23 protein-coding genes and 1 tRNA gene are annotated in these 22,280 nt (G+C 65.3%); 18 read left to right on the forward strand and 6 right to left on the reverse strand.

All coding sequences use genetic code 11. From position 1 onward, the window contains the following. Positions 1-40 precede the first annotated feature (40 nt). From ybgC to P5W99_RS12095, 9 genes are all read left to right on the forward strand, one after another. Positions 41-535, forward strand: a complete 495-nt coding sequence (gene ybgC, locus P5W99_RS12055) for a tol-pal system-associated acyl-CoA thioesterase (RefSeq protein ID WP_421024637.1) — start codon at positions 41-43, stop codon at positions 533-535. A 154-nt stretch (positions 536-689) separates the two neighbouring features. After that, on the forward strand, positions 690-1,367 hold the full coding sequence (gene tolQ / locus P5W99_RS12060) for a protein TolQ (protein ID WP_213299831.1): 678 nt from the start codon (positions 690-692) through the stop codon (positions 1,365-1,367). 28 nt (positions 1,368-1,395) lie between these two features. Then, positions 1,396-1,842 (forward strand): protein TolR, encoded by a 447-nt coding sequence (gene tolR / locus P5W99_RS12065; protein ID WP_129562710.1) that lies wholly within the window; start codon positions 1,396-1,398, stop codon positions 1,840-1,842. Continuing rightward, the gene (gene tolA, locus P5W99_RS12070; RefSeq protein WP_434660913.1) at positions 1,839-2,843 is read left to right on the forward strand and encodes a cell envelope integrity protein TolA; all 1,005 of its coding nucleotides are present in this window, start codon (positions 1,839-1,841) and stop codon (positions 2,841-2,843) included. Before tolR ends, tolA begins: the two co-directional genes overlap by 4 nt. A 125-nt stretch (positions 2,844-2,968) precedes the next feature. After that, entirely contained in the window at positions 2,969-4,261 is a 1,293-nt protein-coding gene (gene tolB, locus P5W99_RS12075) for a Tol-Pal system beta propeller repeat protein TolB (protein ID WP_434660915.1), read from the forward strand. 18 nt (positions 4,262-4,279) lie between these two features. Beyond that, a complete protein-coding gene (gene pal, locus P5W99_RS12080) occupies positions 4,280-4,786 on the forward strand; it encodes a peptidoglycan-associated lipoprotein Pal (RefSeq protein WP_421024641.1) in 507 nt (168 codons plus the stop codon). A gap of 23 nt (positions 4,787-4,809) precedes the next feature. Further along, positions 4,810-5,559, forward strand: coding sequence for a tol-pal system protein YbgF (gene ybgF / locus P5W99_RS12085; protein WP_421043170.1), 750 nt, complete (start codon positions 4,810-4,812; stop codon positions 5,557-5,559). A 64-nt stretch (positions 5,560-5,623) separates the two neighbouring features. Further along, positions 5,624-5,699 (forward strand) — tRNA-Lys (locus P5W99_RS12090). Positions 5,700-5,792: 93 nt separating this feature from the next. Next, positions 5,793-6,236 carry a BspC domain-containing protein gene (locus tag P5W99_RS12095; protein WP_434660917.1) on the forward strand — a complete coding sequence of 148 codons (444 nt, stop codon included), beginning with the start codon at positions 5,793-5,795 and terminating at the stop codon, positions 6,234-6,236. Positions 6,237-6,328: 92 nt separating this feature from the next. On the opposite strand, the gene P5W99_RS12100 is transcribed toward P5W99_RS12095, so the two are convergent. The 3 genes from P5W99_RS12100 to P5W99_RS12110 form a co-directional block, all read right to left on the reverse strand. Beyond that, positions 6,329-6,910: a YceI family protein gene (locus tag P5W99_RS12100; protein WP_434660919.1), complete on the reverse strand. Its 582-nt coding sequence runs from the start codon at positions 6,908-6,910 to the stop codon at positions 6,329-6,331. Between the two features lie 87 nt (positions 6,911-6,997). Then, on the reverse strand, positions 6,998-7,585 hold the full coding sequence (locus tag P5W99_RS12105; RefSeq protein ID WP_421024645.1) for a YceI family protein: 588 nt from the start codon (positions 7,583-7,585) through the stop codon (positions 6,998-7,000). Between the two features lie 66 nt (positions 7,586-7,651). Continuing rightward, the gene (locus P5W99_RS12110; RefSeq protein ID WP_434662575.1) at positions 7,652-8,236 is read right to left on the reverse strand and encodes a cytochrome b; all 585 of its coding nucleotides are present in this window, start codon (positions 8,234-8,236) and stop codon (positions 7,652-7,654) included. A gap of 117 nt (positions 8,237-8,353) precedes the next feature. Between P5W99_RS12110 and P5W99_RS12115 the strand changes: the two genes are divergently transcribed. The 3 genes from P5W99_RS12115 (at position 8,354) to P5W99_RS12125 (ending at position 10,903) form a co-directional block, all read left to right on the forward strand. Next, a complete protein-coding gene (locus P5W99_RS12115; RefSeq protein ID WP_421043166.1) occupies positions 8,354-9,271 on the forward strand; it encodes a LysR family transcriptional regulator in 918 nt (305 codons plus the stop codon). A 178-nt stretch (positions 9,272-9,449) separates the two neighbouring features. Continuing rightward, positions 9,450-9,824 carry a hypothetical protein gene (locus tag P5W99_RS12120; RefSeq protein ID WP_434660922.1) on the forward strand — a complete coding sequence of 125 codons (375 nt, stop codon included), beginning with the start codon at positions 9,450-9,452 and terminating at the stop codon, positions 9,822-9,824. Between the two features lie 266 nt (positions 9,825-10,090). Next, complete coding sequence (locus tag P5W99_RS12125; protein ID WP_434660924.1) at positions 10,091-10,903, forward strand: mechanosensitive ion channel family protein; 813 nt, start codon at positions 10,091-10,093, stop codon at positions 10,901-10,903. Positions 10,904-11,030: 127 nt separating this feature from the next. Here P5W99_RS12125 and P5W99_RS12130 read toward each other — a convergent pair whose 3' ends face one another. Continuing rightward, complete coding sequence (locus tag P5W99_RS12130) at positions 11,031-11,723, reverse strand: DedA family protein (protein WP_421024649.1); 693 nt, start codon at positions 11,721-11,723, stop codon at positions 11,031-11,033. Between the two features lie 244 nt (positions 11,724-11,967). Here P5W99_RS12130 and mutL point away from each other — a divergent pair, with 244 nt between their 5' ends. From mutL to P5W99_RS12160, 6 genes are all read left to right on the forward strand, one after another. After that, a complete protein-coding gene (mutL, locus tag P5W99_RS12135) occupies positions 11,968-14,238 on the forward strand; it encodes a DNA mismatch repair endonuclease MutL (protein ID WP_434660926.1) in 2,271 nt (756 codons plus the stop codon). Positions 14,239-14,248: 10 nt separating this feature from the next. Further along, entirely contained in the window at positions 14,249-15,250 is a 1,002-nt protein-coding gene (miaA, locus tag P5W99_RS12140) for a tRNA (adenosine(37)-N6)-dimethylallyltransferase MiaA (protein WP_434660928.1), read from the forward strand. Between the two features lie 281 nt (positions 15,251-15,531). Then, complete coding sequence (gene dalD, locus P5W99_RS12145; protein WP_434660930.1) at positions 15,532-16,950, forward strand: D-arabinitol 4-dehydrogenase; 1,419 nt, start codon at positions 15,532-15,534, stop codon at positions 16,948-16,950. 93 nt (positions 16,951-17,043) lie between these two features. Then, the gene (xylB, locus tag P5W99_RS12150; RefSeq protein WP_421024653.1) at positions 17,044-18,525 is read left to right on the forward strand and encodes a xylulokinase; all 1,482 of its coding nucleotides are present in this window, start codon (positions 17,044-17,046) and stop codon (positions 18,523-18,525) included. 85 nt (positions 18,526-18,610) lie between these two features. Next, complete coding sequence (locus P5W99_RS12155) at positions 18,611-19,564, forward strand: sugar-binding transcriptional regulator (RefSeq protein WP_434660931.1); 954 nt, start codon at positions 18,611-18,613, stop codon at positions 19,562-19,564. 18 nt (positions 19,565-19,582) lie between these two features. Beyond that, a complete protein-coding gene (locus P5W99_RS12160) occupies positions 19,583-19,972 on the forward strand; it encodes a DUF6402 family protein (RefSeq protein ID WP_434660932.1) in 390 nt (129 codons plus the stop codon). A gap of 402 nt (positions 19,973-20,374) precedes the next feature. Here P5W99_RS12160 and P5W99_RS12165 read toward each other — a convergent pair whose 3' ends face one another. Together P5W99_RS12165 and P5W99_RS12170 are read right to left on the reverse strand one after the other, a co-directional pair. Further along, entirely contained in the window at positions 20,375-21,493 is a 1,119-nt protein-coding gene (locus P5W99_RS12165; protein ID WP_421043160.1) for an ABC transporter ATP-binding protein, read from the reverse strand. 60 nt (positions 21,494-21,553) lie between these two features. After that, positions 21,554-22,240, reverse strand: a complete 687-nt coding sequence (locus P5W99_RS12170) for an HAD family hydrolase (RefSeq protein WP_421024657.1) — start codon at positions 22,238-22,240, stop codon at positions 21,554-21,556. Positions 22,241-22,280 lie beyond the last annotated feature (40 nt).

Consider the following 22,280-nt stretch of genomic DNA (forward strand, 5'->3'; position numbering starts at 1 on the left):
CAGTCGTACGAACGGCGTGAGCGCAGCGCGTTCCGGTAGAATGCGCGGCATGGAAAGATCTACCCGCACTCCGGATGCGACCCCATCACAGGCCGCAGCCGGTTTTACCTGGCCGGTACGCGTCTATTACGAAGACACCGACGCAGGCGGCATCGTGTTTTATGCGAACTACCTGAAGTTCTTCGAACGCGCGCGCACCGAATGGCTGCGCGCGTGCGGCGTCGACCAGCGCAAGCTCGCGGAGGAGTCGGGCGAACTGTTCGTCGTGTGCAACACCACGCTCGACTACAAGTCGCCTGCCCGCCTCGACGACGTCGTGACGATCGTGACCCGGGTTGCCAAGCTGGGCCGCGTGTCGGTCGATTTCATGCAGAGCGCGTGGCGCGGCGACACGTTGTTAGTCAGCGGAAAGATTCGCGTTGCCTGCGTGAATGGTGCAGAAATGCGCCCTGCAGCCATTCCTGACCACGTTTTCGAAGCTTTGGAGCGTGGTATGAAGAAAGTCTTGCCGGCTGTGTCAACGGCGCCGCAGTAATTGTCGTTGATACGACGCCAGTGAACTCGCGTCGGTCGATTCAAGACCTGACTGGGTTTGGCTGCGGGGCGCGGCGTCTTTCCACTGACCTTTCGGAAAGATTTGCGTTGCCTTGCAGCCGCTCGCCCCTTCCGGGACGTAATCAAAAACCTCTATGAACACTACACAAGATCTGTCGATCCTTTCTCTCGTTCTTAATGCGAGCGTACTGGCACAGGCGGTGATGGGACTGCTCCTGTTGCTGTCCCTGATTTCCTGGACCTTCATCTTCCGCAAGTGGTTTGCCATCCGTCGCGCGCGCACGCAGACCGAGCTGTTCGAGCGCGAATTCTGGTCGGGCGGCGACCTGCAGGCGCTCTACCAGAGCGCGGCCAACAACCGTCACACGATCGGCGCACTCGAGCGTATCTTCGAGTCCGGCATGCGTGAATTCCTCAAGGCCAAGGAGAAGCGCCTGAACGATCCGAGCCTCGTGCTCGACGGCGCGCGTCGTGCCATGCGCGCAGCCTTCCAGCGCGAAATGGACGCGCTCGAGGCCAACCTCTCGTTTCTCGCGTCGGTGGGCTCGGTGAGCCCGTACATTGGTCTGTTCGGCACGGTCTGGGGGATCATGAACGCATTTCGCGGCCTCGCGAACGTGCAGCAGGCCACGCTCGCGAACGTCGCGCCCGGCATTGCCGAAGCGCTGACGGCCACCGCGATCGGTCTGTTCGCCGCCATCCCGGCAGTGGTCGCGTACAACAGCTACGCGCACGACATCGACCGCCTCGCGATCCGCTTCGAAACGTTCATCGAAGAATTTTCGAACATCCTGCAACGTCAGGCCCACTAATCTTCACCAGCTAGCCAAGGAGTCGAAGATGGGAGGCTCAGTTCGTTCGAGCATGCGAGGCAGCCGCTCGCGCCGCGCGATGGCCGACATCAACGTCGTGCCGTATATCGACGTGATGCTGGTGCTGCTCGTGATTTTCATGGTGACGGCGCCGCTGGTCGCGCCGTCCATCGTCAATCTGCCCACTGTTGGCGGCGCAAGCCAGCAGCAGCAGACGCCGCCCGTCGTGGTCAATATTCGCCCCGACGGCAATCTGAGCGTACGCTACAAGGATGACTCCGGCGCCACGCAGCAGCAAAACATGTCGCGCGCCGACCTCAACGGCTTCGTCATGGAGCGCGAGCAAAGCCATCCGGACCAGCCCGTCGTGATCGCAGCCGACAAGTCCGTCAAGTATGAGACGGTGATGAACGTGATGTCCGACCTGAAGTCGCGCGGCGTCAAACGTGTCGGACTGCTCGTCAAATCGCAATGATCCGGAACAAAGATACGTATCCGCTGCAGCCTCCGCGCGAGCGAGGCACGGGACGTGCGCTCGCGCTCGCCGTGGTCATGCACGTGCTGCTCGGCTTGTTCCTCTACCACGGCATCCGCTGGCAGAACAGCACGCCGGCGGGTGAAGAGGCGGAACTCTGGACCGAGGTGCCCGACCTGTCGACGCCGCGGCCTCTGCCGCCGCCCGCACCGGTCGCCCCTGCCCCGCCTCCGCCGCAAACGGAAGAGGCCGACATCGCGCTGCAACAGTTAAAGCGTAAGCAGCAGCAAGAAGCGGCGCGCGAAGCTCAACTGGCCGAGCAGAAGCGCCTGAAAGCGCAGCAGGAAGCAGAGGCAAAGCGCCAGCAGCAGCTCGCGGCCCAGCAGGCCGCACAGCTCGCCCTGCAGCAGAAGCAAGCGAAGCTCAAGCAACAGCAACAGCAACAGCAGCAGGAGCAGCAGCAAGCCGCCGCCGAAAAGCTCAAGCAACAGGAAGCGCTGAAGAAGCAGGCGCAGGAAGAGGCGCAAAAGCAGGCGAAGCTCGACGCGCAGAAGAAGGCCGACGCCGAAAAGGCCGCCAAGGCCAAGGCGCAAGCCGATGCACAGGCGAAAAAGCTCGACGCCGAGCGGCGCGCGCGCATCGCGCAGATGCAAGGCTCGATGGGCGGCGGCGCGGGCACGAGCGGCAACGGTCTCGCGAAAAGCGGCACCGGCAGCGGCTCGGGCGGCAACGCGGCTTCGCCGGGTTATGCGGACAAGGTGCGGCGTCGTGTGCGTCCGAACATCATCTGGGCCGGCGAGACAGCAGGCCTGGAAACCGAAATTTCGGTGCACTGCTCGCCAAGCGGCACGCTGCTTTCGGCCACCATCTCGCGCAGCAGTGGCAATTCGCAGTGGGACGACGCGGCGTTGCGCGCCGTGCAGCGCTCGGATCCCATGCCGGTCGACACGGATGGCAAAACGCCGTCGAACTTTAAAATTACCTTGCGCCCGGCAAGTTAAGGGCGCCCATCGGGGCACAAGGAAGCCGTCGCACGGCAGCGGATCAAGGAACGATTCGAACGTTTCCCGGTCTGTCTGCTGTTGCACGGTGTGACAAAAATCGCTTTTTCAGGAAACAGCACAGCATGAGTTTGATGACGAAGCTTGGCCTGCGAACTCTCGTCGCGTCTTGCCTGATTGCAGTCGGCGGCGCAGCGAACGCACAACTCAACGTCCTCGTCACCGGCGTGGGCTCCACCCAGTTCCCCATCGCCACGGCAAATTTCGCCGGCGAAGCGAACTCCCCGCAGCAAGTCGCCGCCATCGTGCGCGCCGACCTCGCTCGCAGCGGCAAATTCACCAACATCGACGCAGGCAGCGCCCCGGTCTCGGAAAGCGACTCGGTCGACCTCGGCAGTTGGAAGGCCAAGGGCGCTAACGCGTTCGTGGCGGGCAGCGTCAACAAGCTCGCCAACGGCCAGTACGAAGTGCGCTTCAAGCTGTATGACACGGTGAAAGGCGACAGCCTCGGCGGCCTCGTGCTGCAAAGCCCACCCAGCGGCCTGCGCATGAGCGCGCACAAGGTTGCGGACTATATCTATCAGAAGCTGTTCGGCGACCGCGGCGTGTTCGCCACGCGCCTGTCCTATGTGATCAAGACGGGTAACCGCTACCAGCTGCAGATTTCGGACTCCGACGGACAAGATGCGCACATCGCGCTCTCGAGCCCCGAGCCCATCATTTCTCCGGCCTGGTCGCCTGACGGCACCCGGGTCGCCTACGTTTCATTCGAAAAGAAAAAGCCCATCGTCTACGTACATGACCTGCCCACGGGGCGGCGCGTCATGATCTCCGACCAGAAGGGCAACAACTCGGCGCCGGCCTGGTCGCCGGACGGTCGCACGCTCGCCGTCGCACTGTCGCGCACGGGCAACACGCAGATCTTCGCCGTCAACGCCGACGGTTCCGGCCTGCGCCGCCTCACGCAAGGCACGACGATCGACACCGAACCCACCTTCTCTCCTGACGGACGCTGGATTTACTTCACGAGCGACCGCGGTGGCCAGCCGCAGATCTACAGGATGCCGGCCCAGGGCGAAAGCGCGGGCGCGGCACAACGCGTGACGTTCACCGGCAACTACAACACGAGCCCGAAGGTCAGCCCGGACGGCAAGGAGCTGGCATACATCTCGCGCACGGGCGGCGGGTTTAAGCTGTACATTCAAGATCTGCAGTCGGGCGTCTCCACGGCGCTCACTGACACGACACATGACGAATCGCCAAGCTTCGCGGCGAACGGTCAGTACATTCTTTACGCCACTCAGGTGAACGGCCGTGGCGTGCTGGCTGCTGTATCGACCGATGGTCGGACGCGGCAAGTTCTGTCCGTTCAGGGCGGCATCGTACGCGAGCCGTCCTGGGGTCCTTTTATGCAATAACACTTCAGGAGAGAAAAAATGAAGTCGAATAAAGTCCGCCTGGCCCTGGCCGTCATGATGGTCGGTGCGCTGGCCGCATGTAAGTCGGGCGTCAAGACCGACAACGAAAACGCCGGCGCAATGAACACCCAGCCGAACCCGAACGCCGTTGCCCAGGTGAACGTCGACGAGCTGAACAACCCGAACAGCCCGCTCGCCAAGCGCAGCGTGTACTTCGACTTCGACAGCTACAGCGTCAAGGACGACTACCAGTCGCTGCTGCAAGCTCACGCTCAGTACCTGAAGACGCATCCGCAGCGTCACGTCCTGATCCAGGGCAACACCGACGAGCGCGGCTCGAGCGAGTACAACCTGGCGCTGGGCCAAAAGCGTGCTGAAGCTGTCCGCAAGGTCCTCGCGCTCGACGGCGTGGGCGATTCGCAAATGGAAGCTGTGAGCCTCGGCAAGGAAAAGCCGGTCGCGGCAGGCCACGACGAAGCATCGTGGTCGCAGAACCGCCGTGCTGACCTCGTGTACCAACAGTAATTGAGCATTGGATGAAGGGGCGTATGTCGCACCGTTTCTCCCTGCTGCGGGTAGCCGCAGCCGCCTGCGTAGCCGGAAGCGCGTTCGCGTCGCTGCCGGCTCACGCGGGTCTCTTCGATGACGATCAGGCGCGCCAGGCGATTCTCGACCTGCGCGCGAAAACGGACAATCTGTCTAGCCAGCTGTCCGCTGCCCAGCGCACGATCCTCGATCAGTCCAACCACCTCGACCAGCTCAACCAGCAGGTCGCGACGTTGCGCGGACAGAACGAGGACATGGCGAACCAGCTGGCCACCCTGCAGAAGCAACAGAAGGACTACTACACGGACCTGGATACGCGTCTCAAGAAGTTCGAGCCGCAGCAGCAAACCGTGGATGGCATGCAGGGCACCGTGCAACCCGGTGAGACGGAAGCGTTCAACGCCGCTTCGCAGCAGTTTCGCAACGGCGACTTCAAGCAGGCTGCATCGGCGTTCCGCAGCTTCATCTCGAAGTATCCGCAAAGCCCCTATCAGCCGACCGCGCAATATTGGCTCGGCAATGCGCTCTACGCGTTGAAGGACTACAAGGGGTCGACCGCGACGTGGCAGAACGTGGTCAAGAATTATCCGCAACATCCGCGCGCACCGGATGCGCTGCTGGCGATTGCGAACAATCAGATCGAGCAGGGGCAAAAGGCTGCCGCCAGGCGCACGCTCGAGCAGATCGTTTCGCAGTACAGCGGCTCGGAGGTGGCGCAGACGGCACAGAGCAAGCTGTCACAGCTCAAGTAAGCGCCACTGCGCGAGCGCTGGTTGACACAAGCGGAAAGGCTCGCTATACTCCCGCTTCTCTTTTGGGTCGTTAGCTCAGCTGGTAGAGCAGCGGACTTTTAATCCGTTGGTCACTGGTTCGAATCCAGTACGGCCTACCAAAGAATAAAAAAGCCTAGTCCTCGTGACTGGGCTTTTTGCTTTGATGTGCCGCTTTTCGCAGTTCCCTTCCCCGTCGCACAGGCCATGTGATCATGAAGTTCTCGACTCTCGCCTGCGCCCTGCTCGCGCTGTTTCTGATCAGTCTGCGCGTCCAGGCGCAAATGCAAGCCCAGCCCGAAGACTACGAATACCTGCGCCGCCTTAGCGTGCCCGATGTCGTCATCAACTGCGTCGCCGCCCTCGACGAGTGGGTGCGCCAGGGCCAGCGCTACGATTCGCTGCTCGTGCCGGACCGCCGTGCGCTCACCGCGCATATCGAAACGCCCACGCCCGATGGCGCCATCACACGCGTATCGTCTTCGGCCATGGCGCAAGCCTCGTCCATCGACACGCTCGTTCATCTGCGCGGCTTCGCCAAGGTGCGCGGCAAGTACGCCTGGGTGCCCGTGAAGGCAACCTGCGGCGTGTGGCATTCGCACATCGTCGATGTCGTGTTGAAGCCGCGACCAGCACACGCCGGCTCAGCCATCCAGTAAGTCCGATTGCACCTGCATTGCACGCGCGCATGAAAAAAGCCCGTGCGCATGACACGCACGGGCTTTCGCTTTAGCGCACCTTTGCGGCGCGCTTATTCCGCCTTGATGCCTTCAACCTGGATCTGCAGCGTCGTGGCCATCTTGAAGCCGTAGGCCTTGCCGTAGCTCACGCCGTAGTCGGCGCGATCGAATTCCGCGCTGGCGTCGGCGCCGCACACTTCACGCTTGAGCATCGGGTTCTGGAAGCATTTGAACGAATCGATCTTGAGGTTCAGCGGCTTCGTGACGCCGTGCAGCGTGAACGAGCCGATCACTTCGACCGGCTTGTCGCCGTCGAACTTGACCGACGTGCCCTTGTAGACGGCGGTGGGGTACTTGGCCGCGTCGAGCATTTCCGCCGAGCTCACGTGCTTGTCGAGCGCCGGGTTGCCGGTCTCGATGGACGAAGCGTCGATGGTCACATCGACCGTGCCGGTCTTCGCCGCGCGGTCAAGCACGACGGTGCCCGAGCTCTTCGTGAACTTGCCGCGCCAGACCGAGACGCCGCCGAAGTGGTCGGCTTCGAAGCTCGGGAACGTGTGCGACGGGTCGAGGTTGTACGTCGTGGGCGTTGCGAACGCGGGCGTGGCGATGGCCGCTGCCAGCGCAGCGGCGGCAAAAAGAGTGGTCTTCATGAAAGCGTGGTCCTGATACGAATGAGTCGGCGAATACGGTACTAATAGACGCCGGATGAAATGGTTGAAACGAACAACCGGCGCGCGTCAGTGCGCGGCGGTCACGATGTGAAACTTGATCTGCACGTCGTCGGCGACGATCGACGTGTCCTTCCACTCGCCCGTGCCGACGCCGTAGGCGAGACGCTTGATGGGCAGTGCGCCGTCGAACACCTGGTTCGCGCCGTCCTTGTGGTACGTCACCGGCACGACAACGTCGGTCGTCTTGCCCCGGATCGTGAGCTTGCCCGCGGCCGTGAAGGCGCCGTTCGCGCCCGCCTTGATCTGCGTTGAAACGAACGTGGCGCGCGGGAAATGCGCGGCATCGAACCATTCGTCGCCGGCGACTTCCTTGTTGTAGTCGGGCGAGCCGAGGTCGAAGCTCGCCACCTCGACGTCGAGCTTCGCGCTCGATGCCGCGGCGTTGGCCGGGTCGAAATGCACGTCGGCGTTAAAGCGGCTGAAACGCCCTTCCACCGGCACGTTCATCTGCTTGAACACGGCCGAGACGGAGCTTTTCGCGGCTTCTGCAGCGGCATCCGCGCTGGTGGCGAACGAAGCGGTGAAAGCCGCGCCGGCGGCAAGCGCCACGCCGAGCGCGACGATGGAAACTTTGGAGGCGAGACGTTGGATCATGGGCAGAGTCGGTTCGCTGTGAGCGGTGAAAAGTCGATAAAGCGACGATGAAGCTGCACGCCGCGCTTAGCCGCGCGGCGTGCCGGGTTTGTCGGGTTTGCCGAACGAAGGCAGCATGCGCGCGAGGATATTCTGGCGATCGAGCCATTGATGCTTCATGACCGCCAGCACGTGCAGCACGACCACCGCGAGCAACGTGTAGTTGAGCGCGACGTGAATGATCCGCAGCGTGCCCTTGAGCGCCGTATCGGGACCGATGATCGTGGGCAGCGGCCAGATGCCCAGGTACACGACCTGGATGCCCGCCGCCGAGCTATAGAGATAGCCGGTCACGGGAATCGCGATCATCAGCACGTAAAGCGCGAAGTGGCCCGCGTGCGCCGCGCCGCGCTCCCAGCCGTGCATGGAGCCGGGCAACGCGGGCGCGCGATGCGTCGCGCGCCACAGGAGGCGCACCAGCACGAGCGCGAGCACGGTCACGCCAATCCACTTGTGCCACGAGAAGTAGCGCAACTTGGTGGGCGTGATGCCGGGGATATCGGTCATGATCCAGCCGAGTGCGAAGCCCCAGACGATCAGCGCGGCGACCAGCCAGTGCAGCAGCATGGCAACGCCGCTGTAGCGGCCAGTGGACTTGACGGAGCGATTCATCGGCATGGACATACTCAACAAGGAAGGGCGCACTTTAACTGGCGTAAGCTATTCAAACAATCGTCTAAAATGGATCGTTACCATCCATTTTCTTGATAGGTCGATCCTGGAGCGTCCATGGACCGTTCGCCGAGTCTCGAACAACTGCGCGCGCTGATTGCCGTGGCGGAAACCGGCAGCTTTTCGGCGGCGGCGCGTCAGCTCGACCGCGCGCAGTCGGTGGTGAGCTACACGATCGCCAATCTGGAGGCGCTGCTGGGCGTCGCCCTGTTCGTGCGCGGCAAGCGCAAGCCCGAACTCACGGCCGCGGGGCGGGCGATTCTCGCCGATGCGCGGCGTCTCGATCTGCTGATGGGTCAGCTTAACGCCAAGGCGGCCGGCCTGCAGCGCGGGCTCGAAGGCGAGGTTTCGGTGGCCGTGGACGTGATGTTTCCATCGCCTCGGCTCGTGGAGGCCTTGCAGGCGTTCGCGCTGGCCTTTCCGACCGTGGCGCTGAACCTCACCATGGAGGCGCTCGGCGGCGTGCTCAAGCTCGTGCTCGACGGCGATTGCGCCATCGGCATCAGCGGGCCGAACCAGAACTGGCCTCACGTGATCGAGGCGCGCGCAATCGGCTCCGTCGAGCTCGTGCTGGTGGCGGCGCCGATTCATCCACTCGCGCAGGCCACACAGCCCGTGCGGATCTCCGACGCGCGCGAGCACACCCAGCTCGTGCTGACCGACCGCAGCCGGCTCACGCTCGGCCAGACTTTCGGCGTCTACAGCAACCGCGCGTGGAAGCTAGGCGACCTGGGCGCGAAGCACCGCCTGTTGCTCGCGGGGCTGGGCTGGGGGTCGATGCCGCGCCATCTCGTCGAGGCCGATCTCGAAGCGGGGCGTCTCGTGCGCATCACGCTCGCGGATCGCGGCTCGGTGAACTACAACATCTCGCTGATCCACCGCACGGACGCCGCCACCGGACCCGCCTGCCAGTGGCTCAGCCACTATCTCGCGAGCGGCACGCCGCCCGGCACGCTGGTCGCCGACGCGTACTGAACGCGCTTCGGCCGCTTGAGCCCCTGTGCCACGGCCCCTGAGTTTCGCACTCCGTTGCGCCGATACAACCCTCGCGCGGCGCCCATTTTTCGAGAAACATCGTCGTGCCATGATCGCGCCGCTTGCGAGCCGTCGATCAGGACTTCGGCCGCTTTTTGTGCGTTGTCCGGTACGTCTCATGTACATCTTCGTCTGCTGCCTGCTCTCCAATCTCGTCCTGCTCGCCACCGCGCAACTGGCATGCGCGATCGCCCGCGCCGTGCGCCCTGAACTGCACCTGCGCGGCACGCGCGTGTTCATCGGCATCATCGCCATTGCGTTCGTGTTCGACGCCGCGCTCACGTTTCTCGTGTTCGCCGATGCGGGCGGCCCGTGGCGCGCCCAAAAGCCGGCCGAAACGTTCGTTGCGCGCGCAGCCGCCTATCTCCTCGCGATCGTGCTGGCGTTCGTCCTTGCGCGCGTCTGGCGCCGGCGCAGCGCACGGCGCAAAGCGCCGCCTGGCGCGCTCGTGATCGAAACGTCGCCGTACAGCAAGTCAACTCTGCCGATGTAAGCACGCCGTCACGCCCAGACTTTCTACTTCTTGCCGGGCTATCATGCATTGCGCATGAACCGGAACTAGCGCAACACCACGCCCCTCCCCAGCTGCCTGGTGTCAACCCTCAGCGCCCCGGGCACGTTCGGTGCACGCTCTCGCCGCTTGGCCTATAAATGCACCTGCGCACTGTGCGACAAAGCGCCGCAACTCAGCGCGGGGCCATTAGCGCCTCTTTTTCCTGGCTCAATAACCATATCAACAACGTCTCAAGCGAGGACATCTTGGATCTCGAAACCATTCGCACATTCGTCATGACCCGGGGCATCGACTTCGGGACCAAGGTCGTCGCGGCGATCGTTCTGTGGATCATCGGGCGCTGGGTCATCCACCTGATCACCGGCTTGCTGCGCCGCGTGCTCTCGCGCAACCAGCGCGTCGATCCCACGCTCGCGCATTACCTCGGCTCCATCCTCGGCGGCTTGCTGAACCTGCTTCTGGTCCTCGCGATTCTCCAGGTGTTCGGAGTGCAGACTACTTCGTTCGCGGCGCTGCTCGCGGGCCTCGGCCTCGCCATCGGCACGGCCTGGGGCGGCCTGCTTGCGCACTTCGCGGCGGGCGTCTTCATGCAGGTGCTGCGCCCGTTCAAGGTCGGCGACTTCGTGACGGCCGGCGGCGTGACGGGCACCGTAAAGGAACTCGGCATCTTCGGCACGACCATCATCTCGCCGGACAACGTCGTGAACATCGTCGGCAACAACAAGATCTTTTCGGACACCATCTCGAACTTCAGCGCCACGCCGGTGCGCCGTGTCGAGCTCACCGCGAAGATCGCCAACGGCGTCGACCCCGTCGATGCCGCCAACCGGCTGCGCACCGTGATCGCGGCAATTCCCAACGTCGCGCAGGATCCGGCGCCTGACGTCGAGGTGCTGTCGTTCACGCCCGAAGGTCCGCTCCTGTGCGTGCGGCCTTATACGAACAACGACCACTACTGGCAGGTGTACTTCGACACCAACCGCGCGATTGTCGAGACCTTCCGGGGCGCGGGCTATCCGACGCCGGAAACGCCGTCGATCATTCGCCACGTGGGTTAAGCGCACCGCGCCACGGCGCGCAAGAACAAACGGCATCGTCCTCGCGGGCGATGCCGTTTTTTTGTTGGAGCGGCGGCCGCCGGGCCACCGTCACGTTCGACCGCGCTGAGCCGACGCGCCGCCGCGGTTAGTTGCGGTTGCCGTTCGGCCCGCGCATGGCGCTGTCGCGCCCGCTCTTGCGCATCATCTTCCACAGCCCGCCGATGAGAACCGGTACGATGGCCGCGCCAATGCCCACGAGCACGATCACGTTCAGATACTGGCGAATGAACGGAATGTTGCCGAAGAAGAAGCCGAGCAGCACGAGCAGCAGCACCCAGAACAGCGCCCCCGCAATGTTGAAGAACTGGAAGCGTCGCATGCTCATCTGCGAGACGCCCGCGACGAACGGCGCGAAGGTGCGCACGACCGGAATGAAGCGAGCGAGCACGATGGTCTTGCCGCCGTGGCGTTCGTAGAAGTCGTGGGTCTTTTGCAGTGCCGCGCGATCGAGAAAACGTTCGAGCACGGGAATGCGCGTATTGAACACCTTCGGACCGATGGCATGGCCGATCAGATAGTTGACCGTGTTGCCGGAGACCGCCGCCACGACCAGCAAGACAATCAGCAGGCCGAGGTTCATCTCGTGCGAGGCCGCGAACGCGCCGCCGATGAACAGCAGCGAATCGCCGGGCAGGAATGGCAGCACCACAAGCCCGGTTTCGCAAAACACGATCAGGAACAGAACCGCATAAACCCAGGCGCCATACTGGTGGATGAAGTCCCCTAGAAACTGGTCAATGTGCAGGACCAAAGTGGCGAAATGCAGCAGCGTATCCAAATGTATCCCTTATTGGTCGAGGCCCGGTGCCCTTCGAGGCGCGCGAAGCCGGTGTTGCGCGAGAAGCAAAATTGACCGCGCCATGATACCGAAAGTGCCCCTCGTCACGAAAAATTCCCGCGAAAATCCGCAAAAATCCATCGAAAGTGCCCCGAAAGCGTCTCGAACGTCGCCAAAACCGGGCCCGTAGGCGCACGCTGGGGCAGCCCGGGGAGGCCCGCGCCGAATCGCTATAATTGCGCGCATGTCTTCGAATTCCGATCTTGCCGGCGCTGGCGCAATTCCCGGCAGTGCACCAGACGGTGCATCCGTCAATGCGCCCGACTCTGCCGATGGCGCAGCCGCGCATGCGACCGCAGCCGCCACCGCAACTGCTGCAGCGGCGGACCCCGCACACACCTCGCGCGCCGCGCAGCCCGCACGCGCGATCCAGGCGCTGCCCGACCAGCTGATCAGCCAGATCGCGGCGGGCGAAGTGGTCGAGCGCCCGGCCTCGGTCGTGAAGGAACTGCTCGAGAACGCGCTCGACGCGGGCGCGTCCACGCTGCGCATTCTGCTCGACGAAGGGGGCGTGAAGCGCATCTCGATCGCCGACGACGGCTGCGGCATCCCCGAAGCCGAGTTGCCGCTCGCACTGATGCGCCACGCGACCAGCAAGATCCGCTCGCTCACCGAACTCGAAAGCGTCGCGACGCTCGGGTTTCGCGGCGAAGCGCTGGCCTCGATCGCCTCGGTGGCCGAGATGTCGATCACGAGCCGCCCCGCCAGCGCCGCGCACGCGGTGAAGATCGATGCGCACACCGGCGCGCTCTCGCCCGCCGCGGGCGGCCAGGGCACCACCATCGAAGTGCGCGAGCTGTACTTCAACACGCCCGCGCGCCGCAAGTTTCTGAAGAGTGAGCAGACCGAGCTCGGCCACTGTCTCGAGATGATCCGCCGCAGCGCGCTCGCGCGGCCCGACGTGGCGATCTCGGTGCTGCACAACGGCCGCGCCGTGGAGCACTGGAACGCCAGTGATCCGGCCACGCGCGTCTCGAAGATCCTCGGCGAGACCTTCGCCACCGCGCATCTGCCGCTCGACGAGCGCGCCGGGCCGCTCGCCGTCTACGGCTGCGCGGGCCTGCCTACCGCGAGCCGCAATCGCGCCGACCAGCAATACTTCTTCGTGAACGGCCGTTTCGTGCGCGACAAGCTGCTCACGCATGCCGTGCGCGCCGCCTATGAAGATGTTCTTCACGGCGACCGCTATCCGTCGTATGTGCTGTTTCTCGACCTGCCGCCCGAAGCGGTCGACGTGAACGTGCATCCGTCGAAGATCGAGGTGCGCTTTCGCGACTCGCGCTCGATTCACCAGTTCGTGTTCCACGCGGTCCAGCGCGCGCTCGCGCGCCATGCGGGCGCATCGCCCGAAACCACGGCGGGCGGCCACGCCGCGCTAATCGAGCCGCGGCCCGCGCCGGGCGCCGGCGTGCTGGGCGGGTCAACCGGGCTGGCTGCGGGTGGGCCGGGCAACGCCGGCGGCATTGGCGCGACCGGCGCTGCCGGCGCGCCGCCCGCGGGCTTCGGCGCGCCTGGCAAGTTCGGCACGGCCAGCGTCGCGAGCAGCTTCGGCGGCGCTGGAAGCGGCTTCTCCGGTGGCGCCGGAGGCCGCGCTTCGGGGTTCGGTTCTGGCGGCTCCAGCGGTTCAAGCGGTTCAAGCGGCAGCTCGGGCGGTGGCCCCGGCGCCAGCGGCAACACCTGGCTGCGCCAGTCGCGCATGACGCAAGGCAGCCTGCCCGTCGCGCAGCCGCTCGCGCTCTACGACGCCCTGTTCGGCCGCAAGGACGTCGGCGCCGGCACGGCACAAGGCGCGACCTTGCCGCAGACTGGCCAGGCGGCGGACGCGTCCTTCGCCACGCAAGGCTCCCAGCCCGCCTTCGACGCCCGCGACGACCATCCGCTCGGCTTCGCCCTCGGTCAGGTGCACGGCATCTACGTGCTCGCGCAAAACGCGCGCGGCCTCGTGATCGTCGACATGCACGCCGCGCATGAACGCATCCTCTACGAGCAGTTCAAGCAGGCGCTCGCCGAGCGCTCGCTCGCGGTCCAGCCGCTGCTGATCCCTGTCTCCATGACAGCCGACCCGGTGGAAACCGGCACCGTCGAGGAAGAAAAAGCCACGCTCGAAGCGCTCGGCTTCGATCTCGCCGTGCTCTCGCCCACGTCGATCGCCATTCGTGCGGTGCCCGCGCTCCTGAAGGACGCGGACCTGCAAGCCCTCGCGCGCGCGGTGCTCGCCGATCTGCACGCCTATGGCGGCTCGCGCGTGCTGACCGAGCGCCAGCACGAGATGCTCGGCACGCTCGCCTGCCACCACGCGGTGCGCGCGAACCGGCGCCTCACGCTCGACGAGATGAACGCGCTCCTGCGCCAGATGGAAGCCACCGAGCGCGCCGACCAGTGCAATCACGGCCGGCCCACGTGGTATCAGCTCACGCTCGCCGATCTCGACCGGCTCTTCATGCGCGGCCAGTGAAGCGACACTCATGAAGCCATCCAGCGAAGCACTGCCCATCGCGTGTCTGCTCGGGCCCACGGCCTCGGGCAAGACGGCGGCCGCGCTCACGTATGCCTCGCAGCAGGCAAAGGCAGCCAACGCGACCCAAGCTCGCACGGTCGAGATCGTCAGCGTCGATTCGGCGCTCGTGTATCGCGGCATGGACATCGGCACGGCCAAGCCCAGCGCTGAGGAGCGCGCGGCGGCCGCGCATCACCTGATCGACATCGTCGATCCCGCCGAGGCGTACTCCGCCGCCAACTTTCGCGCCGATGCGCTGCGCGTGACCGGCGAAATCGTCGCGCGCGGCAACATTCCCTTGCTCGTGGGCGGCACGATGCTCTACTACAAGGCGCTCACGCAAGGACTCAACGATCTGCCGGGCGCCGACCCCGCCGTGCGCGCGCAACTCGACGCCGAAGCCGCGCGCGATGGCTGGCCCGCGCTTCACGCGCGTCTGGCACAAGTCGATCCGGCCACGGCCGCGCGCCTCGCGCCCAACGACTCGCAGCGCATCCAGCGCGCGATCGAAATCTTCATGCTCGCGGGCCAGCCGATGTCGGCGCTGCTCGCCGCGCCGCGCACGAACGCCACGCGCGAGGATGAAGCGGCGCGCTACCGTTTCGTGCCGATTGCGCTCGAGCCGTCGGATCGCGGCGTGCTGCACCGGCGCATCGAGCAGCGCTTCGACGCCATGCTCGCCGCCGGCTTTATCGACGAGGTGAAGGCGCTGCGCGCGCGTGGCGATCTCGATCCGAACCTGCCTTCGATGCGCTGCGTGGGCTATCGCCAGGCCTGGGAATACCTCGACGGCACGATCGACTACGCCACGATGCGCGACAAGGGCGTGTTCGCCACGCGCCAGCTCTGCAAGCGCCAGCTCACGTGGTTGCGCGCGATGCCCGAGCGCATCGTCGTCGACTGCTGCGCCGCCAATGCGACCGCTCAGGCCGTCGCCGCCATCTCGGCGGTGACGCACGCGCAGGACTGAGCCCACGAGCGCGGGCGCCGCGCCTGCCCGCGCTCTTCAGGGGCCGCGCCGCGTTTGTGCATCACAACATTGTCGCCGCACATTTTCTCCCGCTACCCCTGTGCACGCGCCTGTGCGCCAAAAGCACCCGCAGCACGCCGATAAAAACCCGCAGAAGCCGTCTTGACTTTCGCACGACCGGATACGATCATTCGTTCATCAATAGATCAATTGCTCGATATCACCGGGCAGCGCATGGACGCGCACAGGGCGCGCATGACGCTATCTGAGGAGACACACAGATGGACAGCGAACGCAGCAACGCGAACGTGATCCTGCACATTGGCGCCGGGTCGTTTCATCGCGCGCATCAGGCGTGGTATCTGCATCGCGCGAATCTCGCGCGCAAGCCGGACGAGCCGGTCTGGTCCCTAGCCGTCGGCAACATCCGCGCTGACATGAACGCCGTCATGGATGCGCTCGCCGCGCAGCACGGCGTCTACACGCTCGAAACGGTCACGCCACAGGGCGAGCGCGCCTATGAGACGATCCGCTCGATCACGCGCGTGCTGCCATGGTCTGCCGACCTGGCGGCGTTGATCGAGGCGGGCGCGGATCCCGCGTGCAAGATCATCGCCTTCACGGTGACCGAGGGCGGCTATTACCTCGACGAGCACGACCGCCTCGACACCGCGAATCCCGATCTCGCCGCCGATCTCAACGGCGCGCGCAGCACGATCTACGGCGCGCTGGCTGCGATTCTCGAAGCGCGCATGACACGCGGCGGGGCGCATGGCAACAGCGCGGTCACGCTCCAGACCTGCGATAACCTGCGCAGCAACGGCAAGCGCTTTCACGCGGGCATGCGCGAATTCCTCGCGCTGCGCGGCGCAATGGCGCTGCGCGACTGGTTCGATGGCCACACCGCCAGCCCCGATTCGATGGTCGACCGCATCACGCCGCGCCCCACGCCCGACGTGCGCGAACGCGTGAAGGCCGCGACCGGCATCGACGACGCCTGCCCCGTGATGGGCGAGGCCTTCATCCAATGGGTGATCGAGGATCACTTTTGTGCGGGGCGCCCCGCGTGGGAGCGCGCGGGCGCGGAGCTGGTCGAATCGGTGATGCCGTACGAAGAGGCCAAGATCCGCATCCTCAACGCGACGCATAGCTGCATCGCGTGGGCGGGCACGCTCGTCGGGCTCGACTACATACACGAAGGCACGAACGACGCGGACATCCGCACTTTCGCGCGCGAGTACGTGAGCGAGGACGTGATCCCCTGCCTCACGCCCAGCCCGCTCGATCTCGCGAAGTACCGCGACGTCGTGCTCGAGCGCTTCAGCAATCCGTACATCCAGGACACGAATCAGCGCGTGGCCGCCGATGGATTTTCGAAGATTCCTGGCTTCATCGCGCCAACCATCGCGCAGCGCGTCGCGGCTGGCGCCGTGCCGGCCGCCACGGCCATCCTGCCCGCGCTGTTCCTGCGCTTCCTGCAGCGCTGGAGCAAAGGCACGCTGCCGTACGCGTACCAGGACGGCGTGATGGACGGCCAGGCCGTGACGAAAATGTTCGAAGCAAGCGACCCGCTCGCCATGTTCTGCGCCGACAAGCTGCTCTGGGGCAGCCTCGCAGGCAGCGCGCCGCTCGAAAGCGCCCTGCGCGACGCGCTCGCGCGCGTGGATGCATGGCTCGCAAAGCGCGGAGGCAGCGTCTGAGCATGCACCGCGCCCCTGGGTCGGCGCGCATGGCGCAGCCCGGCGCGCGCGGCTAAAGTAGCTCCTCCACTCTCACGACTTTCGCGCGCGCCCATGTATCTCGGCATCGACCTCGGCACCTCCGAAGTAAAAGTCCTGCTGCTCGCCCCCGACAGCCGCGTGATCGGCACCGCGGGCTCGCCGTTCACGATATCGCGCCCACAACCGCGCTGGGCCGAACAGGACCCCGCCGACTGGTGGGACGGCACGCGCCGCGCGCTCGCCGCGCTGCGCGAGAAGCATCCGCGCGAATTCGCCGAGGTGCGCGGCATCGGCCTCTCGGGGCAGATGCACGGCGCGGTGCTGCTCGATGAAGACGACACCGTGCTGCGTCCCGCGATCCTCTGGAACGACATGCGTGCCGTCGACGAATGCGCCGAGCTCACCGCGCGCGCACCGCAACTGCATCGCGTGGCCGGCAATCTGGCGATGCCGGGCTTCACCGCGCCCAAGCTGCTGTGGGTCGCGCGCCACGAGCCCGAACACTTTCGCAGGATGGCCTGCGTGCTGCTGCCCAAGGACTGGCTGCGCCTGAAGCTCACGGGCGGCAAGGTCTCCGATCCTTCCGATGCGGCGGGCACGTTATGGCTCGATGTCGCGAAACGCGACTGGTCCGACGCGCTCCTCGACGCCTGCAACATGACACGTGCGCAGATGCCCGCGCTCGCCGAAGGCAGCGCGCCTTCGGGCACGCTGCTGCCGGCGGTCGCGCGCGAGTTCGGCCTGCGCGAGGACGTGGTGGTCGCGGCCGGTGGCGGCGACAACGCCACGAGCGCGATCGGCATCGGCGCCGTGCAGCCCGGCGACGGCTTCGTCTCGCTCGGCACCTCGGGCGTGCTGTGCGTGATCGGCGATCGTTTCCGGCCGAATCCGGCCTCGGCCGTGCATGCGTTCTGCCACGCGATTCCCGAGCGCTGGCATCAGATGAGCGTCGTGCTCTCGGCAGCCAGCTGCCTGCGCTGGGTCTGCAAGCTCACCAGCACCGACGAGCCCACGCTGCTCGCCGAAGTCGAGCGTCTCGCGCCGTCAACGCTTGCGCAAGCGCCGCTCTTTTTGCCCTATCTCTCGGGAGAGCGCACGCCGCACAACGACCCCTATGCACAGGGCGTGTTCTTCGGGATGACGCACGCGACCGACCGCGCGCTGCTCGGCTATGCCGTGCTCGAAGGCGTGACGCTCGCGCTCACCGACGGCCTCGACGCCCTGCGCGCGGCGGGCACCGAAGTCGGCGCGCTCTCGATGCTCGGCGGCGGCGCACGCAGCGCCTGGTGGGCACAACTTGCGGCCGACGCATTCGACACCCCCACGCGCCAGCACGGCGGTGGCGAAACGGGCGCGGCGCTGGGCGCGGCGCGCCTCGGCTGGCTGGCGGCGGGCGGCGCATTCGACGAGGTGCTGGCGAAGGCACCCGTGGCCGCCGAATACACGCCCGACGCGGCGCGCCACGCGGCGCTGCGCGAGCGGCTCGAAGCGTATCGCTCGCTGTATCGGCACGTGCGGCCTCTGTTCGATCCCGCGCGAGAAAGGCTCGCCTGAGCGCACCGAAGGTTTCCAGTACACTCCGCCTCGCACCAGACAACCCGCTCACGCATTCGCCGCGAAGCCCGCTCCGATCAACACCGTGCCCAAGTCCACAGAAAAACTCGATCTCGCCACTCGCGCCGCCTGGCTCTACTACGTGGCCGGCAACACCCAGAACGAGATCGCCGAAAAGCTCCAGGTGTCGCGCCCGGTTGCACAGCGCCTCGTCGCGTTCGCGGTCGAGAAGAATCTGATTCGCGTGCGCGTCGATCATCGGCTGGCCGACTGCCTCGCGCTCGCGGACCGGCTCATGAAGCGCTACGGCCTCGCAATGTGCGAAGTCGTGCCCGTGGACGGCGACACCCAGGAAGCCATCGACCGCAAGCTCGCGGTAGCCGGCGCGCAGGTCATGGAGCGCTATCTGGGCGAGGAGCGGCCGATGGTCGTGGCGGTGAGCAGCGGGCGAACGCTCAAGGCCGCCGTCGATCAGATCGCGCAGCTCGAGCGGCCGCAGCACCGCCTCGTCTCGATGGTGGGCGCGATCGCGCAGGACGGTTCGTCGAACCGCTACGACGTGGCGCTGCATATCTCCGAGAAAACCGGCGGCAAGCATTTTCTGCTGCCAGCGCCGCTCATCGCCGACAACGAGGCGGAGCGCGCGCAATGGTGCAATCACCGGCTCTACCGCATCGTCGAGTCGCTGTCGGGCGAGGCCGATGTGGCGTTCGTCGGCATCGGCAATATCGGCGAGCATTGCCCGCTGCATGAGGATGGCTTCCTCACCACCGACGAAGTGCACGAATTGATGCGCCTGGGGGCGATTGCGGAAATGCTCGGCCTGCCGATCGATGCGCGCGGCAAGCGCGTGGATTCGCCCACCGGACGGCGCGTGACGAGCCTGCATCTGGATGCGCCGCCCAAGCGCCCCACCATCGGCTTCGCAGGCGGCGCGCGCAAGCGCGAGGCGGTGATCGCGGTGCTCAAGGGCGGCTGGCTCTCGGGGCTCGTGACCGATGAGGAATGCGCGCGGGCAGCGTTGGCGGATGGGGGCTGAGCGTATCGAAGCCTTTCCATGCGCCATGGCGCGATGGTACTTGCACCGATGATCACAGCGGACTTCTTTTATGAGATGAACTCGTTCTTGCTCCTTATAGCATCGAAAGATAGCTACGACTTTACCGACAAGCCCGGCGACGTTTCGCAGTATCTCGGTCACTGGAGTAGCAAGGGCGTCATCGTCGTTCCCTATGATGGCCTCGTGGGCCAGCTCAATGCCCCGTCCCTGTATCTACCCTATCCAGTCGCGCGCGGCGACATGAGGGTAAAGGGGAATGTCTATTACCCGGTGCACAATAAGGATTTGCGGCAGTGGGCCATGAAGCACCAAAGGGGGGGCGATTTCATCATTTTCTCCGACCGCAAACGTGTTCGACTACGTGAACCGATCCGGATCAAGCTATGAAAAAGATCGCCATCGCGTCAGCCTGCTTCTACTCTACGCATCGTTCAGACTCCAGCGCGTATGACTGCGTTCGCCGCGCGTCCCCTGATGGAATGGTGACAACCCGAAATATGTCGGCCGTGTCTACGATACCTCTGGAAAGCTGATCCTTCGAAGATCGTTCCATACACCCTCCCCAGAGATAACCTGGGCAGGCAGCCACCTTCTGTTTTCGAGCGGCGGAGGTGACGACGATTTTGTAGTCTTCCCGCTCTCACTCTATGACCGCATCAATGCTGCCTACTGGCGGTTGGCCCTGGCACAAAAAAACCCGCTCGAAAGCGGGCATACAAGGCCTTGATTCAGGCCCCCTCTGCGACAATCATCGCGGCGCCGCCTCGCTCCCGAAACGGCGCCTGTCTCTCAAGCCGCCATCTGCTGCGCGAAGCGGCGCTCGAACGCCATGCCGTCGGCATCGAACAGGTGGCAATGATCGGGCGACGCACCCAGCTTCATCACCTCGCCGCGCTCGTGTTGCTCCAGCGGCGGAATGCGCGCAATCAGGCCATCCGGGGCAACGGGCGACTCCGCATAGAGATACGCCGCATCGCCGAGCGACTCCACCGTATTGGCCTTCGCACTCACGCCGTATTCGCCCGTGGCGACATGCATATGCTCGGGGCGGATGCCCACCGTCACCTTGTCGCCTTCGCGCGCGCCTGATGCCGTATTCGGCTCCACCGCCACCTTCTGCGTCTCGCCCGTTTCGTAGCGCACGACGACCCCGTCGCTCGCGACCTGCTGCACGACGCCATCGAGAAAATTCATCTTCGGCGAGCCGATGAAGCCCGCCACGAAGCGGTTCGCCGGCGCATGATAGAGACGGTTCGGACTCCCCACTTGCTCCACGTTGCCCGCCGAAAGTACGACGATCTTGTCCGCGAGCGTCATCGCCTCGACCTGGTCGTGCGTCACGTAGATCATCGTCGTTTTCAGCTCGTCGTGCAGGCGCGCGAACTCGAGGCGCATCTTCACGCGCAGCGCGGCGTCGAGATTCGAGAGCGGCTCGTCGAACAGGAACACCTTGGGCTTGCGCGTGATCGCGCGCCCGATCGCCACGCGCTGGCGCTGGCCGCCGGATAGCTGCTTGGGCTTGCGGTCGAGCAGATGGTCGATATGGAGGATCTTCGCGGCGTTCCTCACCGCCGCATCGATCTCGGCCTTCTTCGTGCCCGCGAGCTTGAGCCCGAACGCCATGTTGTCGTAGAGCGTCATGTGCGGATAGAGCGCGTACGACTGGAATACCATCGCGATGCCGCGCTTGGCCGGCGGCACGTCGTTCATGCGCGCGCCGTCGATCATCAGGTCGCCGCCGCTGATGTCTTCGAGTCCAGCGATCATCCGCATGAGCGTGGTCTTGCCGCAGCCGCTCGGGCCCACGAACACGACGAACTCACCGTCTGCGATATCGAGGTTCACGTCACGCAGCACTTCCGTTTCGTCGTAGCGCTTGAGTACGTCTCTCAGTGTCACGCTTGCCATGATGTCTGTCTCCGTTCGATCATGAATCGTCTCGCTGCGAAATTTGCCCGCAAGCTGCGCTCAGTGCGCGCGAGCATCCGCCCTCTGTATCCAGTCCGCCACGAGCGCGGGCAACGCGCGCATGTCGTCGAAAATCTCCTGCGCGCCCACTTCGCGCAATTCGAGCGCGTGCGCGTCGCCGCCCACATGCGCGCCGCCCACGAAGCCGAGCACCGTCATGCCCGCCGCGCGCGCCGCGCTCACGCCCGCCACGCTGTCCTCCACCACGAGGCATCCATCGGGCGCCAGGCCCAACCCCTGCGCCGCCGCGAGATAAACGTCCGGCGCGGGCTTCGGCCTTGCCACCATGTCGGCGCAATAGATGCGCTCGCCAAAAAAACACGCGAGGCCGTTGCGCTCCAGCACGCGGCGCACCACCGCCGCGTAACTGTTGCTCGCGCAGGCCTTGGCAAGCGCAACGGCCTCCAGTGCCGCGCTCACGCCGGGAAAGAGCGGCGCTTCGGCGGCCTCGGCTTCAGCCGCGGCGCGGATCGCGTCGACGTCCGCGGGCGTCAGCCGCCGGCCAAGCGCCTCGCTCGCGCCGCCGAGCACACGCTCGATGCGCTGCCCGAGCAGCGGCATCAGCACGGGCGCCACCGCAGCGCCTGGCCAGCGCGTTTCGAGCTCGCGCACGAGCACGCGCGCGGCCACGGCTTCGCTGTCGATCAGCACGCCGTCGCAGTCGCAGATCAGAGCCTGAATGGGCATGAGTCGAGTCCTTGTTTTGCCTGTTTGCTTCGATTGTTTG

This window comes from Paraburkholderia sp. A3BS-1L, assembly GCF_051125215.1.
GTDB lineage: Bacteria > Pseudomonadota > Gammaproteobacteria > Burkholderiales > Burkholderiaceae > Paraburkholderia.